General features: G+C 71.9%; 19 protein-coding genes and 1 pseudogene. 13 read left to right on the forward strand and 7 right to left on the reverse strand.

Annotated elements, in window-relative coordinates; genetic code table 11:
- Positions 1-100 precede the first annotated feature (100 nt).
- Positions 101-475, forward strand: a complete 375-nt coding sequence (locus M8C13_RS22615) for a hypothetical protein (RefSeq protein ID WP_252482664.1) — start codon at positions 101-103, stop codon at positions 473-475.
- On the opposite strand, the gene M8C13_RS22620 is transcribed toward M8C13_RS22615, so the two are convergent.
- Complete coding sequence (locus M8C13_RS22620) at positions 456-1,751, reverse strand: cytochrome P450 (RefSeq protein WP_374213117.1); 1,296 nt, start codon at positions 1,749-1,751, stop codon at positions 456-458. The two genes, M8C13_RS22615 and M8C13_RS22620, sit on opposite strands and share 20 nt — an antisense overlap.
- A gap of 64 nt (positions 1,752-1,815) precedes the next feature.
- Between M8C13_RS22620 and M8C13_RS22625 the strand changes: the two genes are divergently transcribed.
- The gene (locus tag M8C13_RS22625) at positions 1,816-2,610 is read left to right on the forward strand and encodes an alpha/beta fold hydrolase (RefSeq protein WP_252482666.1); all 795 of its coding nucleotides are present in this window, start codon (positions 1,816-1,818) and stop codon (positions 2,608-2,610) included.
- Here the strand turns inward: M8C13_RS22625 and M8C13_RS22630 are convergent.
- The 5 genes from M8C13_RS22630 to M8C13_RS22650 all read right to left on the reverse strand — a co-directional run bounded on the left by M8C13_RS22630 (position 2,575) and on the right by M8C13_RS22650 (position 8,584).
- Positions 2,575-4,518: a DUF5107 domain-containing protein gene (locus tag M8C13_RS22630; protein ID WP_252482667.1), complete on the reverse strand. Its 1,944-nt coding sequence runs from the start codon at positions 4,516-4,518 to the stop codon at positions 2,575-2,577. The genes M8C13_RS22625 and M8C13_RS22630 overlap by 36 nt on opposite strands.
- On the reverse strand, positions 4,515-5,381 hold the full coding sequence (locus tag M8C13_RS22635; protein ID WP_252482668.1) for a carbohydrate ABC transporter permease: 867 nt from the start codon (positions 5,379-5,381) through the stop codon (positions 4,515-4,517). The genes M8C13_RS22630 and M8C13_RS22635 overlap by 4 nt, the downstream gene beginning before the upstream one ends.
- Positions 5,382-5,397: 16 nt before the next feature.
- The gene (locus tag M8C13_RS22640) at positions 5,398-6,357 is read right to left on the reverse strand and encodes a carbohydrate ABC transporter permease (RefSeq protein WP_252482669.1); all 960 of its coding nucleotides are present in this window, start codon (positions 6,355-6,357) and stop codon (positions 5,398-5,400) included.
- Positions 6,357-7,652 (reverse strand): ABC transporter substrate-binding protein, encoded by a 1,296-nt coding sequence (locus tag M8C13_RS22645; RefSeq protein WP_252482670.1) that lies wholly within the window; start codon positions 7,650-7,652, stop codon positions 6,357-6,359. The genes M8C13_RS22640 and M8C13_RS22645 overlap by 1 nt, the downstream gene beginning before the upstream one ends.
- Before the next feature lie 146 nt (positions 7,653-7,798).
- Positions 7,799-8,584: a DeoR/GlpR family DNA-binding transcription regulator gene (locus tag M8C13_RS22650; protein WP_252482671.1), complete on the reverse strand. Its 786-nt coding sequence runs from the start codon at positions 8,582-8,584 to the stop codon at positions 7,799-7,801.
- A 149-nt stretch (positions 8,585-8,733) separates the two neighbouring features.
- On the opposite strand from M8C13_RS22650, the gene M8C13_RS22655 reads away from it, so the two are divergent.
- From M8C13_RS22655 to M8C13_RS22675, 5 genes are all read left to right on the forward strand, one after another.
- Positions 8,734-9,621 carry an SIS domain-containing protein gene (locus M8C13_RS22655; protein ID WP_252482672.1) on the forward strand — a complete coding sequence of 296 codons (888 nt, stop codon included), beginning with the start codon at positions 8,734-8,736 and terminating at the stop codon, positions 9,619-9,621.
- Positions 9,622-9,656: 35 nt separating this feature from the next.
- Positions 9,657-10,496: a class II fructose-bisphosphate aldolase gene (locus M8C13_RS22660; RefSeq protein ID WP_252482673.1), complete on the forward strand. Its 840-nt coding sequence runs from the start codon at positions 9,657-9,659 to the stop codon at positions 10,494-10,496.
- Positions 10,493-11,398, forward strand: coding sequence for a 1-phosphofructokinase family hexose kinase (locus M8C13_RS22665; RefSeq protein ID WP_252482674.1), 906 nt, complete (start codon positions 10,493-10,495; stop codon positions 11,396-11,398). The genes M8C13_RS22660 and M8C13_RS22665 overlap by 4 nt, the downstream gene beginning before the upstream one ends.
- 498 nt (positions 11,399-11,896) lie before the next feature.
- Positions 11,897-13,312, forward strand: a complete 1,416-nt coding sequence (locus M8C13_RS22670; RefSeq protein WP_252482675.1) for a Gfo/Idh/MocA family protein — start codon at positions 11,897-11,899, stop codon at positions 13,310-13,312.
- 94 nt (positions 13,313-13,406) lie between these two features.
- Positions 13,407-14,414: a LacI family DNA-binding transcriptional regulator gene (locus tag M8C13_RS22675; protein WP_252482676.1), complete on the forward strand. Its 1,008-nt coding sequence runs from the start codon at positions 13,407-13,409 to the stop codon at positions 14,412-14,414.
- 24 nt (positions 14,415-14,438) lie between these two features.
- On the opposite strand, the gene M8C13_RS44640 is transcribed toward M8C13_RS22675, so the two are convergent.
- Positions 14,439-14,561 carry a hypothetical protein gene (locus tag M8C13_RS44640; RefSeq protein ID WP_256509486.1) on the reverse strand — a complete coding sequence of 41 codons (123 nt, stop codon included), beginning with the start codon at positions 14,559-14,561 and terminating at the stop codon, positions 14,439-14,441.
- A 226-nt stretch (positions 14,562-14,787) separates the two neighbouring features.
- On the opposite strand from M8C13_RS44640, the gene M8C13_RS45510 reads away from it, so the two are divergent.
- The 6 genes and pseudogenes from M8C13_RS45510 (at position 14,788) to M8C13_RS22705 (ending at position 20,832) form a co-directional block, all read left to right on the forward strand.
- Positions 14,788-16,863, forward strand: coding sequence for an ATP-binding protein (locus M8C13_RS45510; protein ID WP_252482677.1), 2,076 nt, complete (start codon positions 14,788-14,790; stop codon positions 16,861-16,863).
- Positions 16,856-17,524 carry a response regulator transcription factor gene (locus tag M8C13_RS22685; RefSeq protein WP_252482678.1) on the forward strand — a complete coding sequence of 223 codons (669 nt, stop codon included), beginning with the start codon at positions 16,856-16,858 and terminating at the stop codon, positions 17,522-17,524. Before M8C13_RS45510 ends, M8C13_RS22685 begins: the two co-directional genes overlap by 8 nt.
- An 85-nt stretch (positions 17,525-17,609) precedes the next feature.
- Positions 17,610-18,263, forward strand: a pseudogene (locus M8C13_RS22690) (ATP-binding cassette domain-containing protein); the annotation flags it as partial.
- Between the two features lie 62 nt (positions 18,264-18,325).
- On the forward strand, positions 18,326-19,063 hold the full coding sequence (locus M8C13_RS22695) for a hypothetical protein (RefSeq protein ID WP_252482679.1): 738 nt from the start codon (positions 18,326-18,328) through the stop codon (positions 19,061-19,063).
- Between the two features lie 15 nt (positions 19,064-19,078).
- Positions 19,079-20,164 (forward strand): sensor histidine kinase, encoded by a 1,086-nt coding sequence (locus tag M8C13_RS22700; protein WP_252482680.1) that lies wholly within the window; start codon positions 19,079-19,081, stop codon positions 20,162-20,164.
- The gene (locus tag M8C13_RS22705; RefSeq protein WP_252482681.1) at positions 20,164-20,832 is read left to right on the forward strand and encodes a response regulator transcription factor; all 669 of its coding nucleotides are present in this window, start codon (positions 20,164-20,166) and stop codon (positions 20,830-20,832) included. The genes M8C13_RS22700 and M8C13_RS22705 overlap by 1 nt, the downstream gene beginning before the upstream one ends.
- Positions 20,833-20,834: the final 2 nt, after the last annotated feature.

Genomic DNA, 20,834 nt, shown 5'->3' on the forward strand with positions numbered 1-20,834 from the left:
GGCCGGCCACCGACGGTGCGCCCGGCTCTGGCCAGTCGGCCGAGTGACCTTGGCCAAAAGTCCGAGCCGGACGCGCCGCCGCTGCCGCATGGTGGAGGTCGTGGGGAAACGAACTCGGGACATCCTGCTGCTGACCTGCTGCTTGGCCGCCATCGGCGCGGCTGGCTACTTCATCCGCGGCATCATGACCGACCTGAGCGGCGCGCCGGTCCGCCAGGGTGAGGCCACGGCGGAACGCACCGGCAAGAGCACCGACGGCAAGGTGGAGATCCGGCTCACCCAGACGCTGCGGGTCGGTGAGGGCCCGCACGCCCAGGTGGTGCCGGACGGCACAGTGCTCCAGGTGGAGGCCAAGCTGCTGCCGGCAGCCGAGGGCGCGCTGCGCTGCAAGCTCGGCGTGCAGGCGGGCAAGGACACGCCCAGGGTCACCGTGAACAGCTGCGCGCCGGGGACGGTCAGCCAGCGGATCGACTAGACCAGCGGATCGGCAGCCGCTTCACGCCGTGCTGGAAGTTCGAGCGCAACCGCACCGGTTCGCCCGCGAGCTCGACCTCGCCCAGCTGGTCGAACACCGCGGTGAACATCGCCCGCAGCTGCACCCGCGCCAGGTGCGCGCCGAGGCAGAAGTGCGGCCCGTGACCGAAACTCAGCTGGTCGTTCGGCTGCCGGGCCGGGTCGAACCGGTCCGGATCGGCGAAGACCCGCTCGTCCCGGTTGGCCGAGCTGAACCACACCACCGCCTTCTCCCCCGCCGCGATGTCCACCCCGCCCAGCCGGGTGTCCACAGTGGCCGTCCGGCGGAAGTGCATCACCGGTGTCCACCAGCGCAGCATCTCCTCCACCAGCCCCGGCAGCAGCGACCGGTCGGCCAGCACCCGGCGGTATTCGTCCACATTGGACATCAGCGCGATCAACCCACCGGGGATGCCGTTGCGCAGGGTCTCGTTGCCCGCAACCGAGAACAGCCAGAACAGGTTCTCGAACTCCTCGATGCTCACCGTCTCGCCGTGCCGCATCAGGTTGCTCATCACGTCCTCGCCCGGGTTGCGCCGCTTGTGCTCGCCGAGGGCCCGCGCGTAGGCGTACAGGTCCGGCATCCCGGCGCGGGTGCGCGGGTCCGGCACCCGGCCGTGCTCATCCGGCACCGGGCGCAGCGCCAGGGCTTGCCGGGCCATCGGGCTGGAGCCGCTGCCGTCGACCCTGGCGCTGACCGCGTACTCGGGGTCCTGGTAGCCGATGGCGCGGTTGCTCCAGTCGAACATCAGCCAGCGGTCCTCCCTGGGCACGCCGAAGACCTCGGCCAGGGTGAGCAGCGGCAGGTCGGCGGCCACCTCCTTGGCGAAGTCGCACTCCCCCCGCCCGGCCACCGCCGCGACCAGCTCGTGCGCCCAGCCCTGGATGCGGTGCTCCAGCCGGGCGATGGTCCTGGGCGTGAACGCCTTGGCCAGCAGGGTGCGCAGCCGGGCGTGCTCCGGCGGGTCCAGGTTGAGCATCATCCGCCGCACGTAGGCCAGGTCCGCGGGCGTGGCCGGGTCCCGGATCTGGGTGGCGCCCAGCTGAGAGGAGAACACCCTGGGATCGCGCAGCACCTGCTTGACCTCGGCGTGCCGCAGCACCGCCCAGAACCCCGGCCCGGCCGGCCAGCGGTCCACCGCGGGCTCGGGCACCCACACCACCGCCGACCGCGCCCGCAGCTCGGCCAGCTCGGCGTGCGGCACCCCGGTCAGGTAGGTGTCCGGGTTGAAGATCACCTCGGTCGCATCGGCCACGGATGGATTCTTACCGGCGCGGGCAGTTTCCGGCAGGATCTCGGCCATGGGAGACACGCACGACGTCGGCCCGCTGCTGGTCCTGCTGCACGGACTCGGCGCGACCGGCGCGGTATGGGACGGCCTGGACGAGCTGCTGCCCGAGCACTGGCCGGGCGACTGGATGGCCCCTGACCTGCCAGGACACGGGGCCGCCGAGCACCTGCCCCGCTACACCTTCGGCGGCATGGCCGCGGCGCTCGCCGAGCGGCTGCCCGTCGACCGGCCGGTGGTCCTGCTCGGCCACTCCCTGGGCGGGGTGCTGGCGCTGACCCTGGCCTCCGGCTGGTTCGGCGTGCCGGTGGCCGCCGCGATCGGGCTGGGCGTCAAGGTGCGCTGGAAGCCGGAGGAGCTGGCCAAGGCGGCCGCGCTGGCCGCGAAACCGGCCAAGGAGTTCGACAACCGCGCCGAGGCCGCGGACCGGCACCTGAAGGTCTCCGGCCTGCTCGGCCTGGTCGCCGAGGACTCCCGCGCGGTGCGCACCGGCCTGGTCGCCACCAACGGCGGCGGCCTGGTCGCCACCGACTACGTGCACGCCGACGGTGGCTGGCGACTGGCCTTCGACCAGCGGGCCTTCGCCGTCGGCGCGCCGGACCTGCCCGGTCTGCTGGCCACCGCGAAGTGCCGCACGGTCCTGGCCGCCGGCGAGCACGACCCGATGAGCCCGGTCGAGCACCTCAGGGCACTGGTCGACGATCCGGTGATCCTGCCGGGCCGGGGCCACAACGCGCACGTGGAAGCCCCGGCCGACCTGCTGCCGCTGTTGTCAGACGTGCATGCGGAAGTCGTAGCGCGCGGGTAGCGGGGTCTCCGGACAGGCCTGGGCCCACAGGTGGTCCAGGCTGATCTCGCCCTCGCGCAGGTCCGGCACCTCGATGCCGGCCCGCAGCAGCTCGGCCGCCCGGTCCCGCTCACCGGCCGCGAGGTGCGCCTGCACCCGCAGCAGCTGCACCCGCCCGTGCCCGGCGACCTCCGGCGCGAGCGCGTCCAGCACCGTCAGCGCCGCGGCGGGGTCATCCGCCTTGAGCAGCGCGGACACCGTCTCCACCGCCAGCTGCCACACCAGCGGCGCCCCGCCGAGGGCCTGCCGGAGCAGGTCCGCGGCGGTGCTCAGTTCGCCCTGCTCGGCCGCGACCAGGGCCAGCGCCCGCGCCGCCCAGGGCGAGGGGCGCAGCTCCAGGGAGCGGCGGTAGTCCTCGGCCGCCTCGTCCAGCGCGCCCGCGCCGTGTGCCAGCACGCCGCGGTGGTAGGCGGTGGCCCAGTGCTCCGGCGCGGCGGCCAGCCTGGCCGCCCAGTCCGGTCCGTCCACATAGGACAGAGGTGGGCTGGCGGGTTCCGGTTCGGGCAGCTCGCCGGTGCGCAGCAGCGCCAGCCACGGGGCCTGGTCCGGGCCGAGGGTGTCCTCGGCGAAGGGCGTGGCCTCCGGCGGCAGCGGGTTCTCCCCCGCCGCGGCCCTGCGGTGCCGTTCCAGCGCGCCCCAGCCACTTCCGGTGTGCAGCACGGCCACCGGCGGCAGCTTCGCGGTCACCTCGGCGTACTCGTGCAGCGCGGCGCGCAGGCAGTCCGCCGGGCTGGTCCCGGCCAGCGCGCGCTCGACCTCGGCCACCGCGCCGGGCCAGTCGCCGTGCACCAGCGCCGGGTCCGTCCGCAGTGGACCGTAGGTCTCCACCCAGGTCCAGTCCACGCCCGCGGGCATCGGCAGGTGCTCGTACTGGGTGCGGGACAGGCCGGCCTGGATCTCGCAGTAGGGCTGGGTGTCCTGACCGCCAAGCCACTCCTGCCAGTGCCGCCCGCCGACCGAACCGCCCCAGCAGAACAGCTTCCGGCCGCGCAGCCGCCCGGTGGAGGCCTGCGCCAGGCCGTAGCCGTGCTCGTCCAGCGCGGCGATCCACGGCCTGCCGTCCAGGTCCTCCGGCAGGTCGTGGAAGAAGTCGGCGGCATCCGGGATCCCGGCCGGGTAGGTGGTCTCCAGCCCCTCGTGCACCGGAACGTCCACTCTGGACAGTTTGCCGCTGTAGTGCGTGCGGAAGGCGCTGGTGGAGGGGGCGAGCACCCTGGTGCGCGGGGTCTCGGTGACCGCGGTGTTGGACCACCAGTACATCGGCACCTCGTGCGCCTGCGGGTTGTGCACCCGCACCCCGACGTGCAGCACCGGCGAGCCCTCGGCCAGCCAGGCGTCGACCTGGAACACCAGCCCGCGCAGCCGCTCGAACTCCCACATCCGCAGCGCCGGCACCCCGCCGGGGCCGCGCACCCTGGCCGCGTGCAGCGGCGCGCAGGTGAACGGGCTGTGCCCCCTGGTGCCGATGTTCCACTCCACCCCGCCGGCGAACCAGGCGTTGCGCAGCGCCAGGTTCGCCGGTTGCAGCAGCCTGGGCACGTGCAGCAGCTCGCGGTCCTGCGCCAGGTCCACCAGCGACCACAGCCTGCCGCCGAGCGCGGGCACGAAGGTGGCGCGCAGCAGGCCGTTGTCCAGCACCACGGTGTCCACAGTGGACTCTTCAGGGGCGCGCTGATACGAGTCCTGGGTCAGGTAGGGCAGCATGCCGCGCACGTGCCCGTAGGCCGCGGCCGCCGCCAGGTCGGCAGGCACCTCGGAGAGGTCTACCGCGCCGGCGCCGTCGGGCAGCCCGGCCAAGGGCGGCAACGGGTTCTCCGGCCCGACCGCCGACACCGGCAGGGTGAGACGACCCTGTTCGATCGTGGTCACTTGACCGCCCCCACGGTGAGTCCCTCGATGATCCGCCTGCCCAGCCACACGTAGATCGCCACCATCGGCAGCACCAGGATGCTGACCCCGGCGAACAGCGTGCCGTAGTCCAGGCCCGCGTACTGCTGGGTCTGCAGGAAGCCCAGCAGCGACAGCGACAACGTGTTCTTGTCCGTGTTCTGGATGAACACCAGCGCGATGAAGGTCTCGTTCCACAGCCCGATCACGTTGAGCATCAACGCGGTCAGCAACCCGTTGCGCGCCAAGGGCAGCACGATCTGCACGAACGTGCGCACCGACCCGGCGCCGTCGATGGCCGCGGCCTCCTCGATCTCATCCGGCAGCGAGCCGAAGAACCCGGTCAGCAGGAACACGGTGAACGGCACCGACAGCGCCACGTACAGCACGAACAGCCCGAACAGGTTGTTGATCAGGCCCAGTTCCTGCATCAGCACGTACAGCGGGATCACGATGACCTGCACCGGGATTCCGATGCCCATGGCGAAGAACACCGCGGTCGCGCCGGAGAGCCGGGTGCGGGTCTTGGACAGCACGTAGGAGGCGGGCGCGCACACCAGCACCACCACGATGGAGGCGGCGGCCACCACCACCACGGTGTTGATCGCGGCCTGCCCGAAGTTGCTGTCCACCCAGGCACGCACGAAGTTGCCGAACTCGCCGAAGCTGTCCAGCCCCCACGGCTGCCGGAAGATCGCGGTGTGCTCGCGCAGCGCGGCGATCAGCATCCAGCCCAGCACGCCGATGTTGAAGGCCACCAGCAGCCAGACCAGCCCGAGCCCGGCCGCGCGCAGCGGCTGCCGCTCCTGGCGGGCCTTCGGCGCGGCCTCCGTGGTCGCAGTCATGAGAAGACCTTCCCGCTCAGAACTGGACGGCCTCGCGCCGCATCAACCGGCGCAGCAGCACGACCAGCACGATGATCACCGCCAGCGTGGCCACCGCCGCGGCGGAGGCGTAGCCGAACTGGTATTGCGGCACCCGGTTGCCGAAGGTGTTGCCGTAGACGAACAACGCGCTGTTCCAGATGCCCGGGGTGGGCATGTCGTTGGTGGTGCCGCCGAAGGCGTAGATGAACTCGAAGATCTTCAGCGAGGAGATCGTCCAGATCACCGCCGCGGTGGCCACCACGTCCCAGGACAGCGGCAGTGTCACGTAGCGGAACCGCTGCCAGGCGTTGGCCCCGGCCAGCGAGCAGTCCTCGTACAGCTCGGGCGGGATCCGGTCCACGCCAGCCATGATCACCGTGGTGTAGAAGCCGGTGTTGATCCACACCAGGCCGATCGCCACGATCAGGAACAGGTGGTCGGCGATCCAGTTCGGCCCGGTGCCGCCGGCGATCGCCTGCCAGGCCTTGTTCACCAAGCCGTCACTGGAGAACAGGAAGCCCCACAGGATGGACAGCACCAGCGGCGCCACGATGTAGGGGAAGAACAGCACCGCGCGCACGATCTTCTTGCCGCGCATCTCGCGCAGCACCATGGTGAGGGCGAAGCTGACCGCGAAGGTGGCCAGCCCGACCCCGACCAGGATGATCATGGTGTTGGCGAAGGAGGTCAGGAAGATCGAGTCGTTCAGCAGCAGCAGGTAGTTCTGCACGCCGCGGGGCTCCATCTCGCCGATGCCGTTCCAGCGGTGGAAGGAGATCCACACCGAGGCGGCGGTCGGGCCGATGAAGAAGACCAGGTACAGCAGCAGCGCGGGCAGCAGGAACGGCCAGAAGATCTGGCGGCGACGGCGGGCCAGCGGTCCGGACGCGGCCGCGCCGGCGCTGACCCGCCGTGCCGGTGCGGCCACGGCCACCGGCACGGCGGGGGCGGCCATCAGCCGTTCTTCTTCCAGTAGTTGGCCTGCGCGGCGGCCAGCTGGGTGAGGAACTGGTCCACGTCGATCTTGCCCTTGATCAGCTGGTCGTTGACCGGGTTGAAGACCTCGTTGTTGTAGCCGGGGTAGTCGGCGTCGACCCCGTCGAGCGGACGGCTCAACTCGTGCTCCGCCAGCGCCTTGCCCACGTCGGCCAGCTCCGGCGGCGCGGTCAGCTTGGCGTTCGGGGTGAGGTTCTTGGCCACCGAGGAGATCTTGCCCAGGTGCTCGTCACCGAGGAAGAACGCGACGAACTTCTCCGCGTTCTCCGCCTGCTTGGCGCGCTGCGGGATGGCGAAACCGACGGTGGAGGACGGCACGTTCACCTTGCCGCTGATCGCCGGGAACGGCATGAACTTGAACTGGAAGCCGGGTACGGCCTTCTTGCCGACCTCGCTGGGCACCCAGCTGCCCACGTTGACGAAGTCCGCCTCGCCCTGCGCCCACTTCTCCTGCACGGCCGGGAACTTGCTGCCGTCGTAACCGGGGATGAAGTAGCCGTTCTGCACCAGCTTGCGCACCTCGCCGAGCGCGTTCTTGACCGCCTCGGTGTTCCACGCGGTGCCCGCGTGGTCCTTGGCCAGCTCGGAGACCTTGCCGACGCCGAGCGCGCCCTGCAGCACCGCGATGGTCCAGTAGGAGTTGTAGTCACCGACATCGCCGTCCAGCGCGAGCGGGGTCTTGCCCTCGCTCTTGCGCTTGGCCAGCAACTGGGTGAAGTCGGCCCACCGCGCCGGCGGCTTGCTCGCCACCTCCGGCAGCGCCGCGCCGTTGTAGAACAGGCCGAAGCCGAGCAGGGTGTACGGCAGCATGAAGAGCTTGCCGTCCTTCTTGGCGTTGGTCAGGTACCGGTCCGGCACGACCTCGGAGACCTTCGCGCCACTGGGCGTCGTCGAGCCGTACAGCCCGCTCAGATCACGCTGGGCGTTGTTGGCGACCAGGGTGGCCCGGATCTGGTTCTCTTCCTGGTCCACCAGGTCCGGCAGATCACCGCCGCGCAGTGCGGGGGCGACCTTCTTGAGCACGTCCCGGCCCTGCCACTCGATCTTGACCTCGATGCCGGTGCTCTTCTTGAACGCCTCCGCGCTCTCCTTGAGCACCTGCGCCTGCGGTTCGTTCTCCCGCCACATCGACCAGTAGGTCAGCGCCTTGTCGCCGCTGCCTCCCGCACCTCCGCACGCCGCGACCGTCAGGCCAAGGCCCGCGGCCAGCAGCACGGACAGTGTCCGCCTGGCTGTCCTGGACGACTGGATCATGACTTCTCCCCTAGTCTCGCCGATGAGCGAAGAGTGGTCACAACTTGCGTGATTTCGCTCATGCTCGCCGTGAAATGCGCAGTAGTCAACACTACTGCGCGAACCGTAACCGCATGCCCGCCCTGCGTGACACCCGGCTCAGGACACTAGACCCGAACCACGTCCACCCCCCGTTCGGTGAACCGGCGGACGTCCTCCTCACTCGCGTCGATGTCGGTGACCAACACGTCCACGTCCTCGATACCGCAGATGCGGGCGAAGGCACTACCGCCGATCTTCGAGGAGTCGGCGACCACGACCACTTTCCGCGCCCTGGCCGCGAGCAGCCGGTTGATGCTGGCCTCGCCCTCGTGGTGGGCGGCGGCCCCGCTGACCGGGTCGATGGCGTCCACGCCGAGGAAGGTGATGTCCAGGGTCAGCTCGTCCAGGATCTTGGTGCCCAGCGGGCCGATCAGCTCATAGGACTGCGGGCGGGCCACCCCGCCGGTGAGCACCAGTTTCACCTGCGGGCGCACCGCGAGCTCGTTGCCGATGTTGAGCGCGTTGGTGACCACGGTGATCGCGGTCTCGCCCTCCACGTGCGGCAGGTCGCCGCGGGTGGCCAGCGCGCGGGCCACCTCGGTGGTGGTGGTGCCGCCGTTGAGGCCGACCACCGAGCCGCGCGCGACCAGTGCCGCGGCCTCCTTGCCGATGCGCTGCTTCTCATCGGCGTGCCGCACCGACTTGTAGCGCAACGGCAGGTCGTAGGAGACCGCGTGCGCCACCGCGCCGCCCCTGGTCCTGGTCAGCAGCTGCTGACCGGCCAGGTGGTCGAGGTCCCTGCGGATGGTCGCGGCCGAGGCGTCCAGCTCGGCGGCGATCTCGTCGACCTCCACCCGCCCGCGCTCGGCCAGGATCTCCAACAGGGTGTTCAGCCGCTCGTACCGGTTCACACACACCTCCGCGACCATGATCGCGCATGCCACACTCGACTGTGAATGGTCGATCGTGCACTATTGTTGCTTATTGTGCGCACTTACACGCAGCAACGCGCATACTTCAGCGCATCTGGGGACATACAGGGGACAAAGGGAGGCGCGCCATGACCGTGCAGCCGTTCGTGGTGACCGAGCTGAGCAGCCAGCCGGAATGCTGGCGCAGGGCCGCCGCGCTGGCCAGTGGACACGCCGGGGTCCTGCCGCGCGACGGGGAACGGGTCGCGGTGGTCGGCTGCGGCACCTCGTGGTTCATCGCGCAGGCCTACGCGGCGCTGCGCGAGTCGGCGGGGCGCGGGCACACCGACGCCTTCGCCGCCTCGGAGTATCCGGCAGGCCGCCGCTACGACCGGATCGTGCTGATCACCCGCTCCGGCACCACCACCGAGGTGCTGGACCTGGCCCGCCGGGTCAGCGACCCGACCGTGGCGATCACCGGCGACGCGGACACACCGATCCGCACCGCGGCCGACGCCCTGGTGCTGCTGGACTTCGCCGACGAGCGCTCGGTGGTGCAGACCCGGTTCGCCACCACCGCGCTGGCGTTGCTGCGGGCCAGCCTCGGCGAGTCCCTGGACGCCGCGATCGCCGACGCCGAGGCCGCGCTGACCGAGGAGCTGGCGCCGGAGCTGGTGGGCGCGGAGCAGTTCACCTTCCTCGGCCGGGGCTGGACCTACGGGATCGCGCAGGAGGCCGGGCTGAAGATGCGCGAGGCCGCCTGCGCGTGGACGGAGTCCTACCCGGCGATGGAGTACCGGCACGGCCCGATCAGCATCACCGGCCCGAACCGGGTGGCCTGGATGTTCGGCCAGGCGCCGGAGGGCCTGGCCGAGGACGTGGCCGCCACCGGCGGCGCGTTCCGGCAGCGCGCGGCCGACCCGATGGCCGAGCTGGTGGTGGTGCAGCGCCTCGCGGTGGCCATCGCGGCGGCCAAGGGCCTTGACCCCGACCAGCCGAGGCACCTGACCCGCTCGGTCATCCTCGACCACTCCTGAAACCACCGCCACCGCTTGAGGAAAGGGCCAGCGCCGTGCCGTTGAGAGCAACCGGAGAGATCGTCGCCGCGGCCGCGCGGGAGGGCCGCGGTGTGGCCGCCTTCAACGTCATCCAGCTCGAACACGCCGAGGCCCTGGTCACCGGGGCCGAACGGGCAGGCGCGCCGGTGGTGCTGCAGATCAGCCAGAACTGCGTGAAGTACCACGGCGCGCTGGCCCCGATCGGCCTGGCCACCCTGGCGGTGGCCCGCGCGGCCGCGGTGCCGGTCGCGGTGCACCTGGACCACGCCGAGGACCCGGAGCTGGTGCGCGAGGCGGTGGCGCTGGGCTTCACCAGCGTCATGTTCGACGCGTCCACAATGGACTACGAGGACAACGTCAAGGCCACCAAGGAGATCGCCGAGCACTGCCACGCGCACGGGGTCTTCGTGGAGGCCGAGCTCGGCGAGGTCGGCGGCAAGGACGGGGTGCACGCACCGGGTGTGCGCACCGACCCCGACGAGGCGGCTGCTTTCGTCGCGGCCACCACGGTGGACGCCCTCGCGGTCGCGGTGGGCAGCTCGCACGCCATGCTCACCCGCGACGCCGCACTGGACTTCGACCTGATCGCCCGCCTGCACGCCAAGGTCCCGGTTCCGTTGGTGCTGCACGGTTCCTCGGGCGTGCCGGACGAGGACCTCACCACCGCCGTCGAGTCCGGCATGACCAAAATCAACATCGCCACCCACCTGAACAAGACCTTCACCGCCGCGGTGCGCGAGTTCCTGACCGCCAATCCGTCCACAGTGGACACCCGCAAGTACTTCGCCGCCGGCCGGGAAGCCGTGGCCGTGGAGGCCGAGCGCCTGCTCGGCGTGCTGCGAGCCGCCCCGTGATCCTGACCGTCTCGCTGAACGCGGCCCTGGACGTCACCTACACCGTCGACGACCTGCAACCGCACACCACACACCGGGTGCGCACGGTGCGCACCCGCGCGGGCGGCAAGGGCGTCAACGTCTCCAGGGTGCTCCACGCCCTCGGCCACAGCACCGTGGTCACCGGCCTGACCGGCGGCGACACCGGCCGGGCCATCCGCGCCGAACTGGCCGAGTCGGACCTGCCCTCGGCCCTGGTGGAGATCGCCGCGGAGTCCCGGCGCACGGTGGCCGTGGTCAGCGGCGGCGACGCCACCCTGTTCAACGAACCCGGCCCGGAGGTCACCGAGGCGGAGTGGGCCAGCTTCCGCGAGCACTTCGCCGGCCTGGCCCCCACTGCTTCAGTGGTGGTCCTCTCCGGCAGCCTGCCCCCCGGCTTACCCACCACGGCTTACCGAGAACTGCTGGAGATCGTGGACGGCCGCGCCCCCACCGTCCTGGACGCCGACGGCGACGCCCTGCGCCACGGCCTGGGCGGCAACCCCACCGCGATCAAGCCCAACGCCGCCGAACTGCGCGCGGTGACCGGCATCGCCGACCCAGCCACGGCGGCCAGGGCCCTGGTCGCGGGTGGCGCGGAGGCAGTGCTGGCCTCAGGCGGCCCCGCGGGCCTGCTGGCCATCACCGACGAGGGGTCGTGGCGCGCGCGGCCGCCCCGGCGACTGGCCGGGAACCCGACCGGAGCGGGGGACGCCTGCGTGGCGGCACTGGCGGCTGGTCTGGCGCACGGGCGGGAGTGGCCGCGGATCTTGCGGGAGGCGGCGGCGCTGTCGGCGGCCGCGGTGTTGCATCCGCAGGCGGGGAGCTTTGACGCTGGGGCTTACGAGCGGTTCCTGCCGACGGTGATGGTCGAGATCGCCTGATTCAGCCGCCGATCGGCCCGGTCGTCGAGTCACGCGAGTCGCCCCTAAGACGACCGGTCATATTCACTGCTGCCCCGCCTCCGCGCCCGCCGAACGGCAGGCAGGCAGACCCATTGGAATAGATGACCGGTCGTCTTAGCCCAAAGCTGAATATGACCGGTCGTCTTAAAGATGGGCGGGGTGCCTGGCGGCGTGAGTGGCGGCGCGAGTGGCGGCGTGAGTGGCGGCGTGAGCGGCGGGGTGGGTGACGGCGTGAGTGGCGGGATGAGTGGCGGCGGGGCTGGCGAGTGGCGGTCGAGCCGAGCCGACGGGTTGACGGGCTCCCAGCGGCTCGATCACTCCCCCTTTAAGACGACCGGTCACATTCAACCCACACCCCCTCCCCTCACACCCTCCGATCGTCGGGTCCCCTCGTCCCCGAACCTGTGTAAGCCTGCCCCTACTGATCACTACTGCGTGAAACGACGAAGTTTCAGTCAGCTTTAATCAGGAGGCGTCATGACGGAGCAGGACCGGCCCACCTCATCGCTGTCACGGCGGTCGCTGCTGGGCACCGGTGCCGCGGTCGCGGGGCTGGGCATCGCGGGGCTGGGCACGGGCACGGCTGGGGCCACGCCGGGCGGCGCGGCCGAGACCGGAGCTGACGAGGAACGCGTGCCACCCGCACGCGGCAAGACCATGATCGGCGTGCCGTTCGCGCGGTACGAGACCGTGCGGGTCGGCATCATCGGCCTGGGCAACCGCGGCGCCTCGATGCTGCCGCTGTTCCTGGCCGTGCCCGGCGTCCGGGTCACCGCCCTCTGCGACACCAACCCGGCGGCGCTGGCCAAGGCGGCCAAGGCGGTCCGGGACGCGGGTCAGCCGGAACCGGCGACCTTCGGCAAGGGCGAGCGGGCCTACGAGCAGCTGTGCGGGCGCGAGGACGTGGACTTCGTCTACATCGCCACGCCGTGGGAGTGGCACGTGCCGATGTCGCTGGCCGCGATGCACGGCGGCAAGCACGTCGGCGTCGAATGCCCGATGGCGCTGACCGTGCACGAGCTCTGGCAGCTGGTGGACGCCTCGGAGCGGACCCGGCGGCACTGCATCCAGCTGGAGAACTGCTGCTACGGGCGCAACGAGCTGCGGCTGCTGCGCATGGTGCGGGCCGGGGTCTTCGGCGAGGTGCTGCACGGCGCCGGGGCCTACATCCACGACCTGCGCGAGCTGCTGCTCTCCGACACCTACTACGCCGCGGAGTGGCGGCGGGCCTGGCACACCAAGCTCAACGCCGACCACTACCCCACCCACGGGCTCGGGCCGGTGGCCGGGTACTTCGGCATCAACCGCGGGGACCGGCTGGTGCGGATCACCTCGATGGCCACCCCGGCACTGGGCATGGCCGAGTACCGGAAGGCGCACGAGGAGCCGGGTGACTCCTCGTGGAAGGAGCACTACGTCAAGGGCGACACCACGATGAGCCTGCTGCAGACCGCAGGCGGCAAGGTGATCCGGTTGCAGCACAACGTGTCCAACCCCTACCCGTACAGCAGGCTCAACCAGGTCGCGGGCACCAAGGGCGTGTTCGAGGACTACCCGCCGCGGATCTACGTCGAGCCCAAGCACTCCGGGCACAAGTGGGGCTCCTTCGACGATTTCAAGTCCTACGACCACTGGCTGTGGACCGACATCGGGCCGGGCCCCGGCGGACACGGCGGCATGGACTACCTGATGCTCTACCGGACCATGCAGACCATGCGCCTGGGTCTGGTGCCGGAGGTCGACGTCTACGACTCGGCGGTGTGGAGCGCGCCGGTGCCGCTGAGCGCGGAGTCCATCCGGCGCAAGGGCGCGGCGGTGCCCATCCCGGACTTCACCAGGGGCCGGTGGCGGGATAGTTCCCGGCCCACCCTGGATTCACCCAAACCGGCGTAGCGCGACCGACGGCGGTGCGACCGGATGAAAACGGTCGCACCGCCGTTACCAGCGCGTCCCCATACCGTGCGGTCCCACTGGCTAGGATGATCGAGTGCGACAACGGGGTACTTCGGGAGCGCCGGCGACCATCCGCGATGTCGCGCGCCAGGCGCAGGTGTCGGTGGCCACGGTCTCGCGGGCGCTCAGCGCGCCGAACCTGGTGCGGGAGCAGACCAGGGAACGGGTGCTCACCGCGGCCGCGGAGCTGGGCTACCAGCCCAACCGCGCGGCGCGCGGACTGATCACCGGGCGCACCGGCAACCTGGGCATCGTGGTGCCCGATGTGGAGAACCCGTTCTTCACCGGAATGCTCAAGGCGGTGCAGGCCGCGGCGGTGCAGGCCGACTACTCGGTGTTCGTGGCCGACAGCGACGAGGACCCGGTGCTGGAGGAGAAGCTGGTCCGCACCATGGCCCAGCAGGTCGACGGGCTGATCGTGTGCGCGCCCGGGCTGACCGACGAGTCACTGCTGGAGGTCGCGGCCAAGTCCAGCCTGGTGCTGGTCAACCGCGTGCTGCCGGAGGTGCCGGCCGCGCTGATGAACGCCGCCGACGGCATCGCCCAACTCATCGCGCACCTGGCCGAGCTGGGCCACCAGCGGGTGGTCTTCCTCAGCGGCCCGGACACCTCCTGGTCCAACCACCAGCGCCGCAAGGGCCTGCGCGCCGCGGCCCCCCGGCACGGCCTGACCGTGACCGAGCTCGGCCCGTTCCCGCCCCGCTACGAAGGCGGGGTCGCCGCCGCCGACGAGGCCCTGCGCGCCGAGCCCACCGCGATCATCGCCTACAACGACGTGATGGCCCTCGGCGTGCTCTCCCGGTTGCGCGAGAAGGGCGTCCGGGTGCCCGAGGACATCAGCCTGACCGGCTTCGACGACCTGATCATCGCCGGGCTCTGCGATCCGGCGATGACCACGGTGGCCATGCCGGTGCGCGAGGCGGGACGGCTCGCGGTGGAGCTGCTGCTGGCCGGTCCGGGCGAGGACGGCGAGGCTCCGGTGCGCCAGGAGTGGCTGGACACCAAGCTGGTCGTGCGCGCGACCACCGCACCGCCGCGCTGACCCGGTCAGCGACAGCCGGCTTGGTCAGCGACAGCTCGCGCCGAGCGGCCCGCGCCGCATCCTGCGCAGGAAGAACACGATCCGCGTAGTCCTGACCAGCGGGATCTCGCCCCGCTCCGGCTCGCGTCGCCGGATTCGAACACCCATCGCACGGCCTCCACAGCGCCTGGACGCGGGCTCCTGGACACCCCCAGGTGCTCCAGGAACCCGCGTCGAAAGGGGGCCCTTCCGTCATCTCTTGCGACACCGAGTCTGCCGGGACGGGCCCGCGCGCAGAACCAGGTGCGCCGTCAGTCGCGATGGAGGTTTTCCGCCATCGCGGTGTAGGGGGGCCTTCCTGGCGGGCGGGCTGGGCAAGCCGCAGAATGAGCGGGTGACGGGGAAGGACACGCCCTTGCGGCTGGTGGCTGCCGCTGGGGCGTTGAGCCTGGTGGTCACGATTCCGGTGACGCTGTTCCTGCTGCCCGCGCGGCTGACCCTGTCCTGGGCGCTGACCGCGGTGCTGCCCTGTTACGCGGCGGGCCTGCTGGTGTGGCGGGCCGCCCCCAACCATCCGGTGGCGCGGCTGCTGCTGGTCTTCGGCTCGTTGCTGGCGGTGGGGCTGGCCACCAACTACCCGCTGCACTTCCTCACCTCGGACGCGGACTGGCTCTCGCCGGGCTTCTGGATGTGGTTCGGCGCGATCGGCAACGAGGTCCTCGAGTTCGTCTTCAACATCCTGATCATCTACCTGGTCGCGCTGCTGCCCGACGGCCGCTTCCGGCACCGCTACGAGCGGGTGCTGCTGCGCGCGCTGTGGTTCCTGCTGCCGGTGCCGCTGTTCGTGGCGGCCAGCGGGCTGCCCATCTCCTCGATGTACCTGTGGTCGCAGAAACCCTTCGCCTGGCTGCACGTCGGCGCCGGGATCATGCTGCTCATCCGCTGCGTGCTGGCCAGGCGCGCGGGCACATCCCAGCCGTGGCTGCTCTCGCTGGCCGTGCTGACCACGACGATCATGCTGGCCCGCGCGGTGCTGCTGGTCACCCGGTCCTGGCGGGTGGACGTGGACACCGGCTGGCTGTACGTCATCGGCCGCCTGATCGGCACCCTGCCGTACTCGCTGATCCCGGTGGTCGTGGTGGTCGCCGCGCTGCGCCGACGGCTGCTCGGCGTGGACCTGGTGGTGCCGCGCTCGGTGGTCTACGGCCTGCTGTGGCTGGTCATCGGCGGCTGGTACCTGGGCACCGCGACCATGCTGGGCTGGACCGCGGGCCAGTACCTGCCGGTCGGGCTGGTCGCGCTGGTCACCGCCGCGGCGATGCTGCTGTTCCAGCCACTGCGCGAGCAGCTCAACCAGGCCGCCGCGCGCCGGGTCTACGGGCCGAGGCTGACCGGGTTCGAGCTGCTGGTGCAGTTCGGCACCACCCTGGAGCACGCCTACGACCTGCCCAGGCTGGCCCCGCACCTGGCGCGCAGCCTGCAGAGCGGGCTGAACCTGAAGTGGGCGCGGGTCGAGCTCGGCAGGCCGGGCGATCCCGGCAGTCCGCCGGTGGTCAGCGTGGCCGGCACGGTGACCGAGGAACAGGCGACCCGCTTTCCCCTGCGGCACGCCGAGGAACAGCTCGGGGTGCTGGAGTACGGGCCGAAGGTGGAGGGCCGGTTCACCCCGGAGGACCACGACCTGGTGGAGACCCTGGCCCGGCAGGCCGCGCTCGCGGTGCACAACGCCAACCTGGCCGGGGAGCTGGGCGAGCGGGTCGAGCAGGTGTCCAGGCAGGCCAAGGAGCTGGAGGCTTCCCGGACCCGGATCGTGCAGGCCCAGGACACCGAGCGGCGGCGGATCGAACGGCAGCTGCACGACGGCATCCAGCAGGAGCTGGTCGCGCTGGTGGCCAAGCTGGCGCTGGCCCGCAACCAGCTCAAGCGCGGCGGCGAGGCGGCCGAGGGCACGCTGGCCGAGGTGCGCGAGGACGCCTACCGGGTGATCGACGAGCTGCGCGAGCTGGCGCACGGCATCCACCCGCCGGTGCTCACCGACCAGGGCCTGATCGCCGCGGTCACCTCGCGGGCCCGGCGGCTGCCGATCCCGGTGACCGTGGACTGCGCGCCCGAGCTGCGCGCGGCCCGCTTCGGCATCGACGTGGAGGAGTCGGCCTTCTTCCTGGTCTCCGAGGCGCTGACCAACGTGCTCAAGCACGCCGAGGCCACCGCGGTGACCGTCCACTTCGAACTCCAGGACGGCGAGCTGGTGGTCTCCGTGCACGACGACGGCCGCGGTTTCCGGGACGGCCGCGGCGGACTGGGGCTGACCGGGATGCGCGACCGGGCCGAAGCGGTCGGTGGCAGACTGCGCATCGCCAGCTCCCCCGGCGCGGGCACCACCATCACCGCCCGGCTACCGGCCACCGCCCGACCTGAGTCCACTGTGGACTGTCGTATCGAGATCGTGGAGAAGACCGCTGATGCCTGAACCGCTGCGGATCGTCATCGCCGAGGACCACTACCTGGTGCGCGAGGGCACCAGGCGGCTGCTGGAGGACAGCGGCGAGGTGCGGGTGGTCGCGGCGGTCGGCACCGCGGAGGAGCTGCTGGACGCGGTGCCCCGGTTCAAGCCGGCCGCGGTGATCACCGACATCCGGATGCCGCCGGGCCACCACACCGAGGGCATCACCGCCGCGCACCAGATCCGCAGCCAGCACCCGGACATCGGTGTGGTGGTGCTCTCCCAGCACGCCAACGAGCAGTACGCCTTCGCCCTGTTCCAGCACGGCACCGACGGCCTGGCCTACCTGCTCAAGGAACGCATCGGCGAGGTCGACGAGCTGCTGCGGGCCCTGCACGAGGTCCGCTCCGGCCGCTCGGTGATCGACCCGCGGATCGTGGAGGTGCTGCTGGGCAGCCGGGCCAAGGCCGCCGACGCGCCGCTGACCAGGCTGAGCCCGCGCGAGCTGGAAGTGTTGCGGCACATGGCCCAGGGCAAGACCAACCGGGCCATCGCCGAGCACCTCACGCTGTCGGAGTCGACCATCGAGAAGCACGTCAACTCCACCTTCGCCAAGCTCGGCCTGGCCGAGGAGCCGCAGGTGCACCGGCGGGTCAGCGCGGTGCTGACCTACCTGCGGCACGCCTGAGTACGCCCTTGGTCGTACCGGCGGCCCCATCCCGCCGACCTGTGGCAGACGACGGCGACCGGCGCTGATTCCTAGCCTCAGCGCCATGATTGAGTTCATCGGGCTCACCAAGCGCTACCGCGGCGCCACCGCCGTGGACGGGCTGACCTGCACGGTGCGGCCGGGCCGGGTCACCGGCTTCCTCGGCCCCAACGGCGCGGGCAAGTCCACCACCCTGCGGATGCTGCTCGGCCTGAGCAGGCCCAGCAGCGGCCGCGCCACCGTCGACGGCCGCCGCTACCCCGGCCTGCCGGATCCGCTGCGCCGCCTCGGCGCGCTGCTGGAGGCCACCCCGGCACACCCGGAACGCACCGCCCGGCAGCACCTGCGCGCCCTGGCCCAGACCCACGGCCTGCCCGACTCCCGGGTCGGCGAGGTGCTCGCCACGGCCGGGCTCGGTCCGGCGGCCGACCGGCGAGCCGGTGGGTTCTCCCTCGGCATGCGGCAGCGGCTGGGCATCGCGGGCGCGCTGCTCGGCGATCCGGCCGCGCTGGTGCTGGACGAGCCGACCAACGGCCTCGACCCCGACGGCGTGCGCTGGCTGCGCCTGCTGCTGCGGGAGCTGGCCGCGCAGGGCCGCACCGTGCTGGTCTCCAGCCACCTGCTCAGCGAGATGGCGCTGACCGCCCAGCACCTGCTGGTCATCGGCAGGGGGCGGCTGCTGGCCGACGCGCCGATCGCCGAGCTGACCGCGGCGGACGGCTCGCTGGAACCCGCCTACCTGGCGCTGACCAGGGACGCGGTCGAGTTCGGGGAGGCCAGGTGATCACCTTCGGCCGGGTGGTGCACGCGGAGTGGACCAAGCTGGTCGCCACCCGCTCCACCTGGCTGGTGCTGCTGGGGCTGCCGGTGGCGCTGACCGGGCTGGCCGGGCTGATCGGCTGGCACCAGCGGTTCCGCCCGGCCACCGTGGCCGAGGCGGTGGGCGGTGGATTCCTGGTCTACGCCTTGGCCATCGGCATCTTCGGCGTGCTGGGCATGGCCGGTGAGCAGGGCTCGGGCCTGATCCGCACCACCCTGCTCGCGGTGCCGGCGCGGTTGCCGGTGTTGTGGGCCAAGGCGGTGGTGCTGGTGGCGGTGACCACGCCGGCGCTGCTCCTGGGCTACCTGGCCGGTTTCCTGGCGCACCAGGCGTTCGCGACCGCCCCGATCTCCCTCGGCGACCCCGGGGTGCTGCTCGCCATCGCCGGGGCGGCGGAGGCCACCGTGCTCGCCGCGCTGTTCGGTCTGGCGGTGGGCACGCTGGTGCGGCACCTGGCCGGTGCGATCGGGGTGTTCGTGCTCGGGCTGGTGGTCCTGCCGCAGGCGCTGCTCGGCTCGCTGCCCGCCGGGCTCCAGGACGCCGTGCTGCCCTACCTGCCCACCCTCGCGCTACAGGCCATGTTCAGCGCGGGCGAGGGCCCGCTGCCCTCGCCCGGCTGGGGCGCGGCGGTGGCGCTGGGCTGGGCCATACTCCTGCTGGGGTGCGGCGGCGCGGTGCTGCGCCGCCGCGAGCTGTGACCGGGGGGGCACACCATGAACCGACAGCGACTGCACGACGCCGGACTGGCCGCGCTGGCCGCGGCGCTGGTGCTGCCGGTGACCCTCGGCGGTGACGACGCGCCCGGCGTGCTCGAACCCGGCACCGGCGTGCACGACCTGGGCTGGCTGTTCTTCGCCGCCGTGCACCTGCCGCTGGTGTGGCGGCGGCGGGCGCCGGCGCCGGTGTTCTGGCTGGTGGCCGCGCTCGCCCTGGGCTGCTACCTGACCGGGCACACCGGGGCGTTCCTGGTGTCCGCGCCGCTGTTCGCGCTCTACGCGGTGGCCCGGCACACCACGGCCCGGCAGCTGTGGCCTGCGGTGGCGGTATGCGCGCTGCTGGTCGGCTGGGCCTGGCTGACGGGCGGACCGCCGACCCAGGTGCTCATCGGCGTGCTCTCCACCCTGGCCGCCACCGCGCTGCTCGGCCTCAGCCAGCGGCTGCGCCAGGACCACCGGCGGCAACAGCTGGACCACCAGGCCCGCGCCGCGGCCACCGCCGAGCGGACCCGGATCGCCAGGGAGGTGCACGACATCGTCGCGCACAACCTGGCCGTGATGATCGCCCTGGCCGACGGCGCGGCCGCCGACCCGGCCAACGCCAAGGACCTCCTGGCCAAGACCTCGGCCACCGGACGCGCCGCGCTGGCCGACATGCGCCGCCTGGTCGGCCTGCTCCGCGAAGGCGAGCAACCCCTTGCCCCGCAACCGGGTCTGGCCGACCTCGGGGACCTGGCCGAGCAGTTCCGGGTGGCCGGGCTGCCGGTGGAGCTGTGCCGGGAAGCCTTGCCGGACAACGAGGATCCCGGCCTCGGCCTGCTCGTCCACCGGATCACCCAGGAGGCGCTGACCAACACGCTCAAACACGCGGGACCCGGCGCGCGCGCCCAGGTCCGGTTGCGGCACAAGGACAACACGCTCGAACTCACCGTCGCCGACAACGGGACCGGGCGGCCGGGCGAGGGCGGGCACGGGCTGTCCGGGATCGCCGAACGCGCCGCGGCCTATGGTGGTGCGGTCAGCGCCGGACCTTCGGCCGACGGTGGCTGGCTGGTCCGCGCGCGGGTGCCCTGGGAGGCCTGATGGTCGGCGTGCTGCTGGTGGACGACCAACCGTTGCTGCGCCTGGGTTTCCGCTCGGTGCTCAGCCCGGAACCCGATCTCGAGGTGCTCGGCGAGGCAGGCACCGGGCCGGAGGCGATCGCCCTGGCCAGGGCGCTGCGCCCGGACGTGGTGCTGATGGACGTGCGCATGCCCGGCATGGACGGCATCGAGGCCACCCGGCGGATCGTGGCCGAGAGCGCCGGGGCCAGGGTGCTCGTGCTGACCACCTTCGACCTGGACGAGTACGTCTACGGCGCACTGCGCGCGGGGGCGTCCGGCTTCCTGCTCAAGGACGCCATGCCGGCCGAACTGGTGCACGGCATCCGGGTGGTCGCCGCCGGGGAGTCCGCACTGGCCCCCGCGGTCACCCGGCGGCTGATCGAGCGCTTCGCCGACCAGCTGCCCGCCCCGGCACGCCCCAACCCGCTCGACCGGCTGCCCGACCCGCTCACCGCCCGCGAGCAGGAGGTGCTGCGCGCGCTGGCCAAGGGACTGTCCAACCGGGAGATCGGCGCGCGGGTGCACCTGTCCGAGCTCACCGTCAAGGTGCACGTGGGCCGCATCCTGACCAAGCTCGGCCTGCGCGACCGCGCCCAGGTGATCGTCTTCGCCTACGAGCACGGCATCGTCCGCCCCGGCCGCGAATAGGC

Origin of the sequence: Crossiella sp. SN42 (assembly GCF_023897065.1) — a bacterium.
Lineage (GTDB): Bacteria > Actinomycetota > Actinomycetes > Mycobacteriales > Pseudonocardiaceae > Crossiella.

Bases quoted from the DNA above. Each gene is read 5' to 3' on its own strand.
- M8C13_RS22685 (WP_252482678.1), top strand. From the start codon at position 16,856: ATGCCTGAACCGCTGCGGATCGTCATCGCCGAGGACCACTACCTGGTG.
- M8C13_RS22635 (WP_252482668.1), bottom strand. From the start codon at position 5,381: ATGACTGCGACCACGGAGGCCGCGCCGAAGGCCCGCCAGGAGCGGCAG.
- M8C13_RS22645 (WP_252482670.1), bottom strand. From the start codon at position 7,652: ATGATCCAGTCGTCCAGGACAGCCAGGCGGACACTGTCCGTGCTGCTG.
- M8C13_RS22655 (WP_252482672.1), top strand. From the start codon at position 8,734: ATGACCGTGCAGCCGTTCGTGGTGACCGAGCTGAGCAGCCAGCCGGAA.
- M8C13_RS22705 (WP_252482681.1), top strand. From the start codon at position 20,164: ATGGTCGGCGTGCTGCTGGTGGACGACCAACCGTTGCTGCGCCTGGGT.
- M8C13_RS44640 (WP_256509486.1), bottom strand. From the start codon at position 14,561: ATGGGTGTTCGAATCCGGCGACGCGAGCCGGAGCGGGGCGAGATCCCG.
- M8C13_RS22640 (WP_252482669.1), bottom strand. From the start codon at position 6,357: ATGGCCGCCCCCGCCGTGCCGGTGGCCGTGGCCGCACCGGCACGGCGG.
- M8C13_RS22700 (WP_252482680.1), top strand. From the start codon at position 19,079: ATGAACCGACAGCGACTGCACGACGCCGGACTGGCCGCGCTGGCCGCG.
- M8C13_RS22625 (WP_252482666.1), top strand. From the start codon at position 1,816: ATGGGAGACACGCACGACGTCGGCCCGCTGCTGGTCCTGCTGCACGGA.
- M8C13_RS22670 (WP_252482675.1), top strand. From the start codon at position 11,897: ATGACGGAGCAGGACCGGCCCACCTCATCGCTGTCACGGCGGTCGCTG.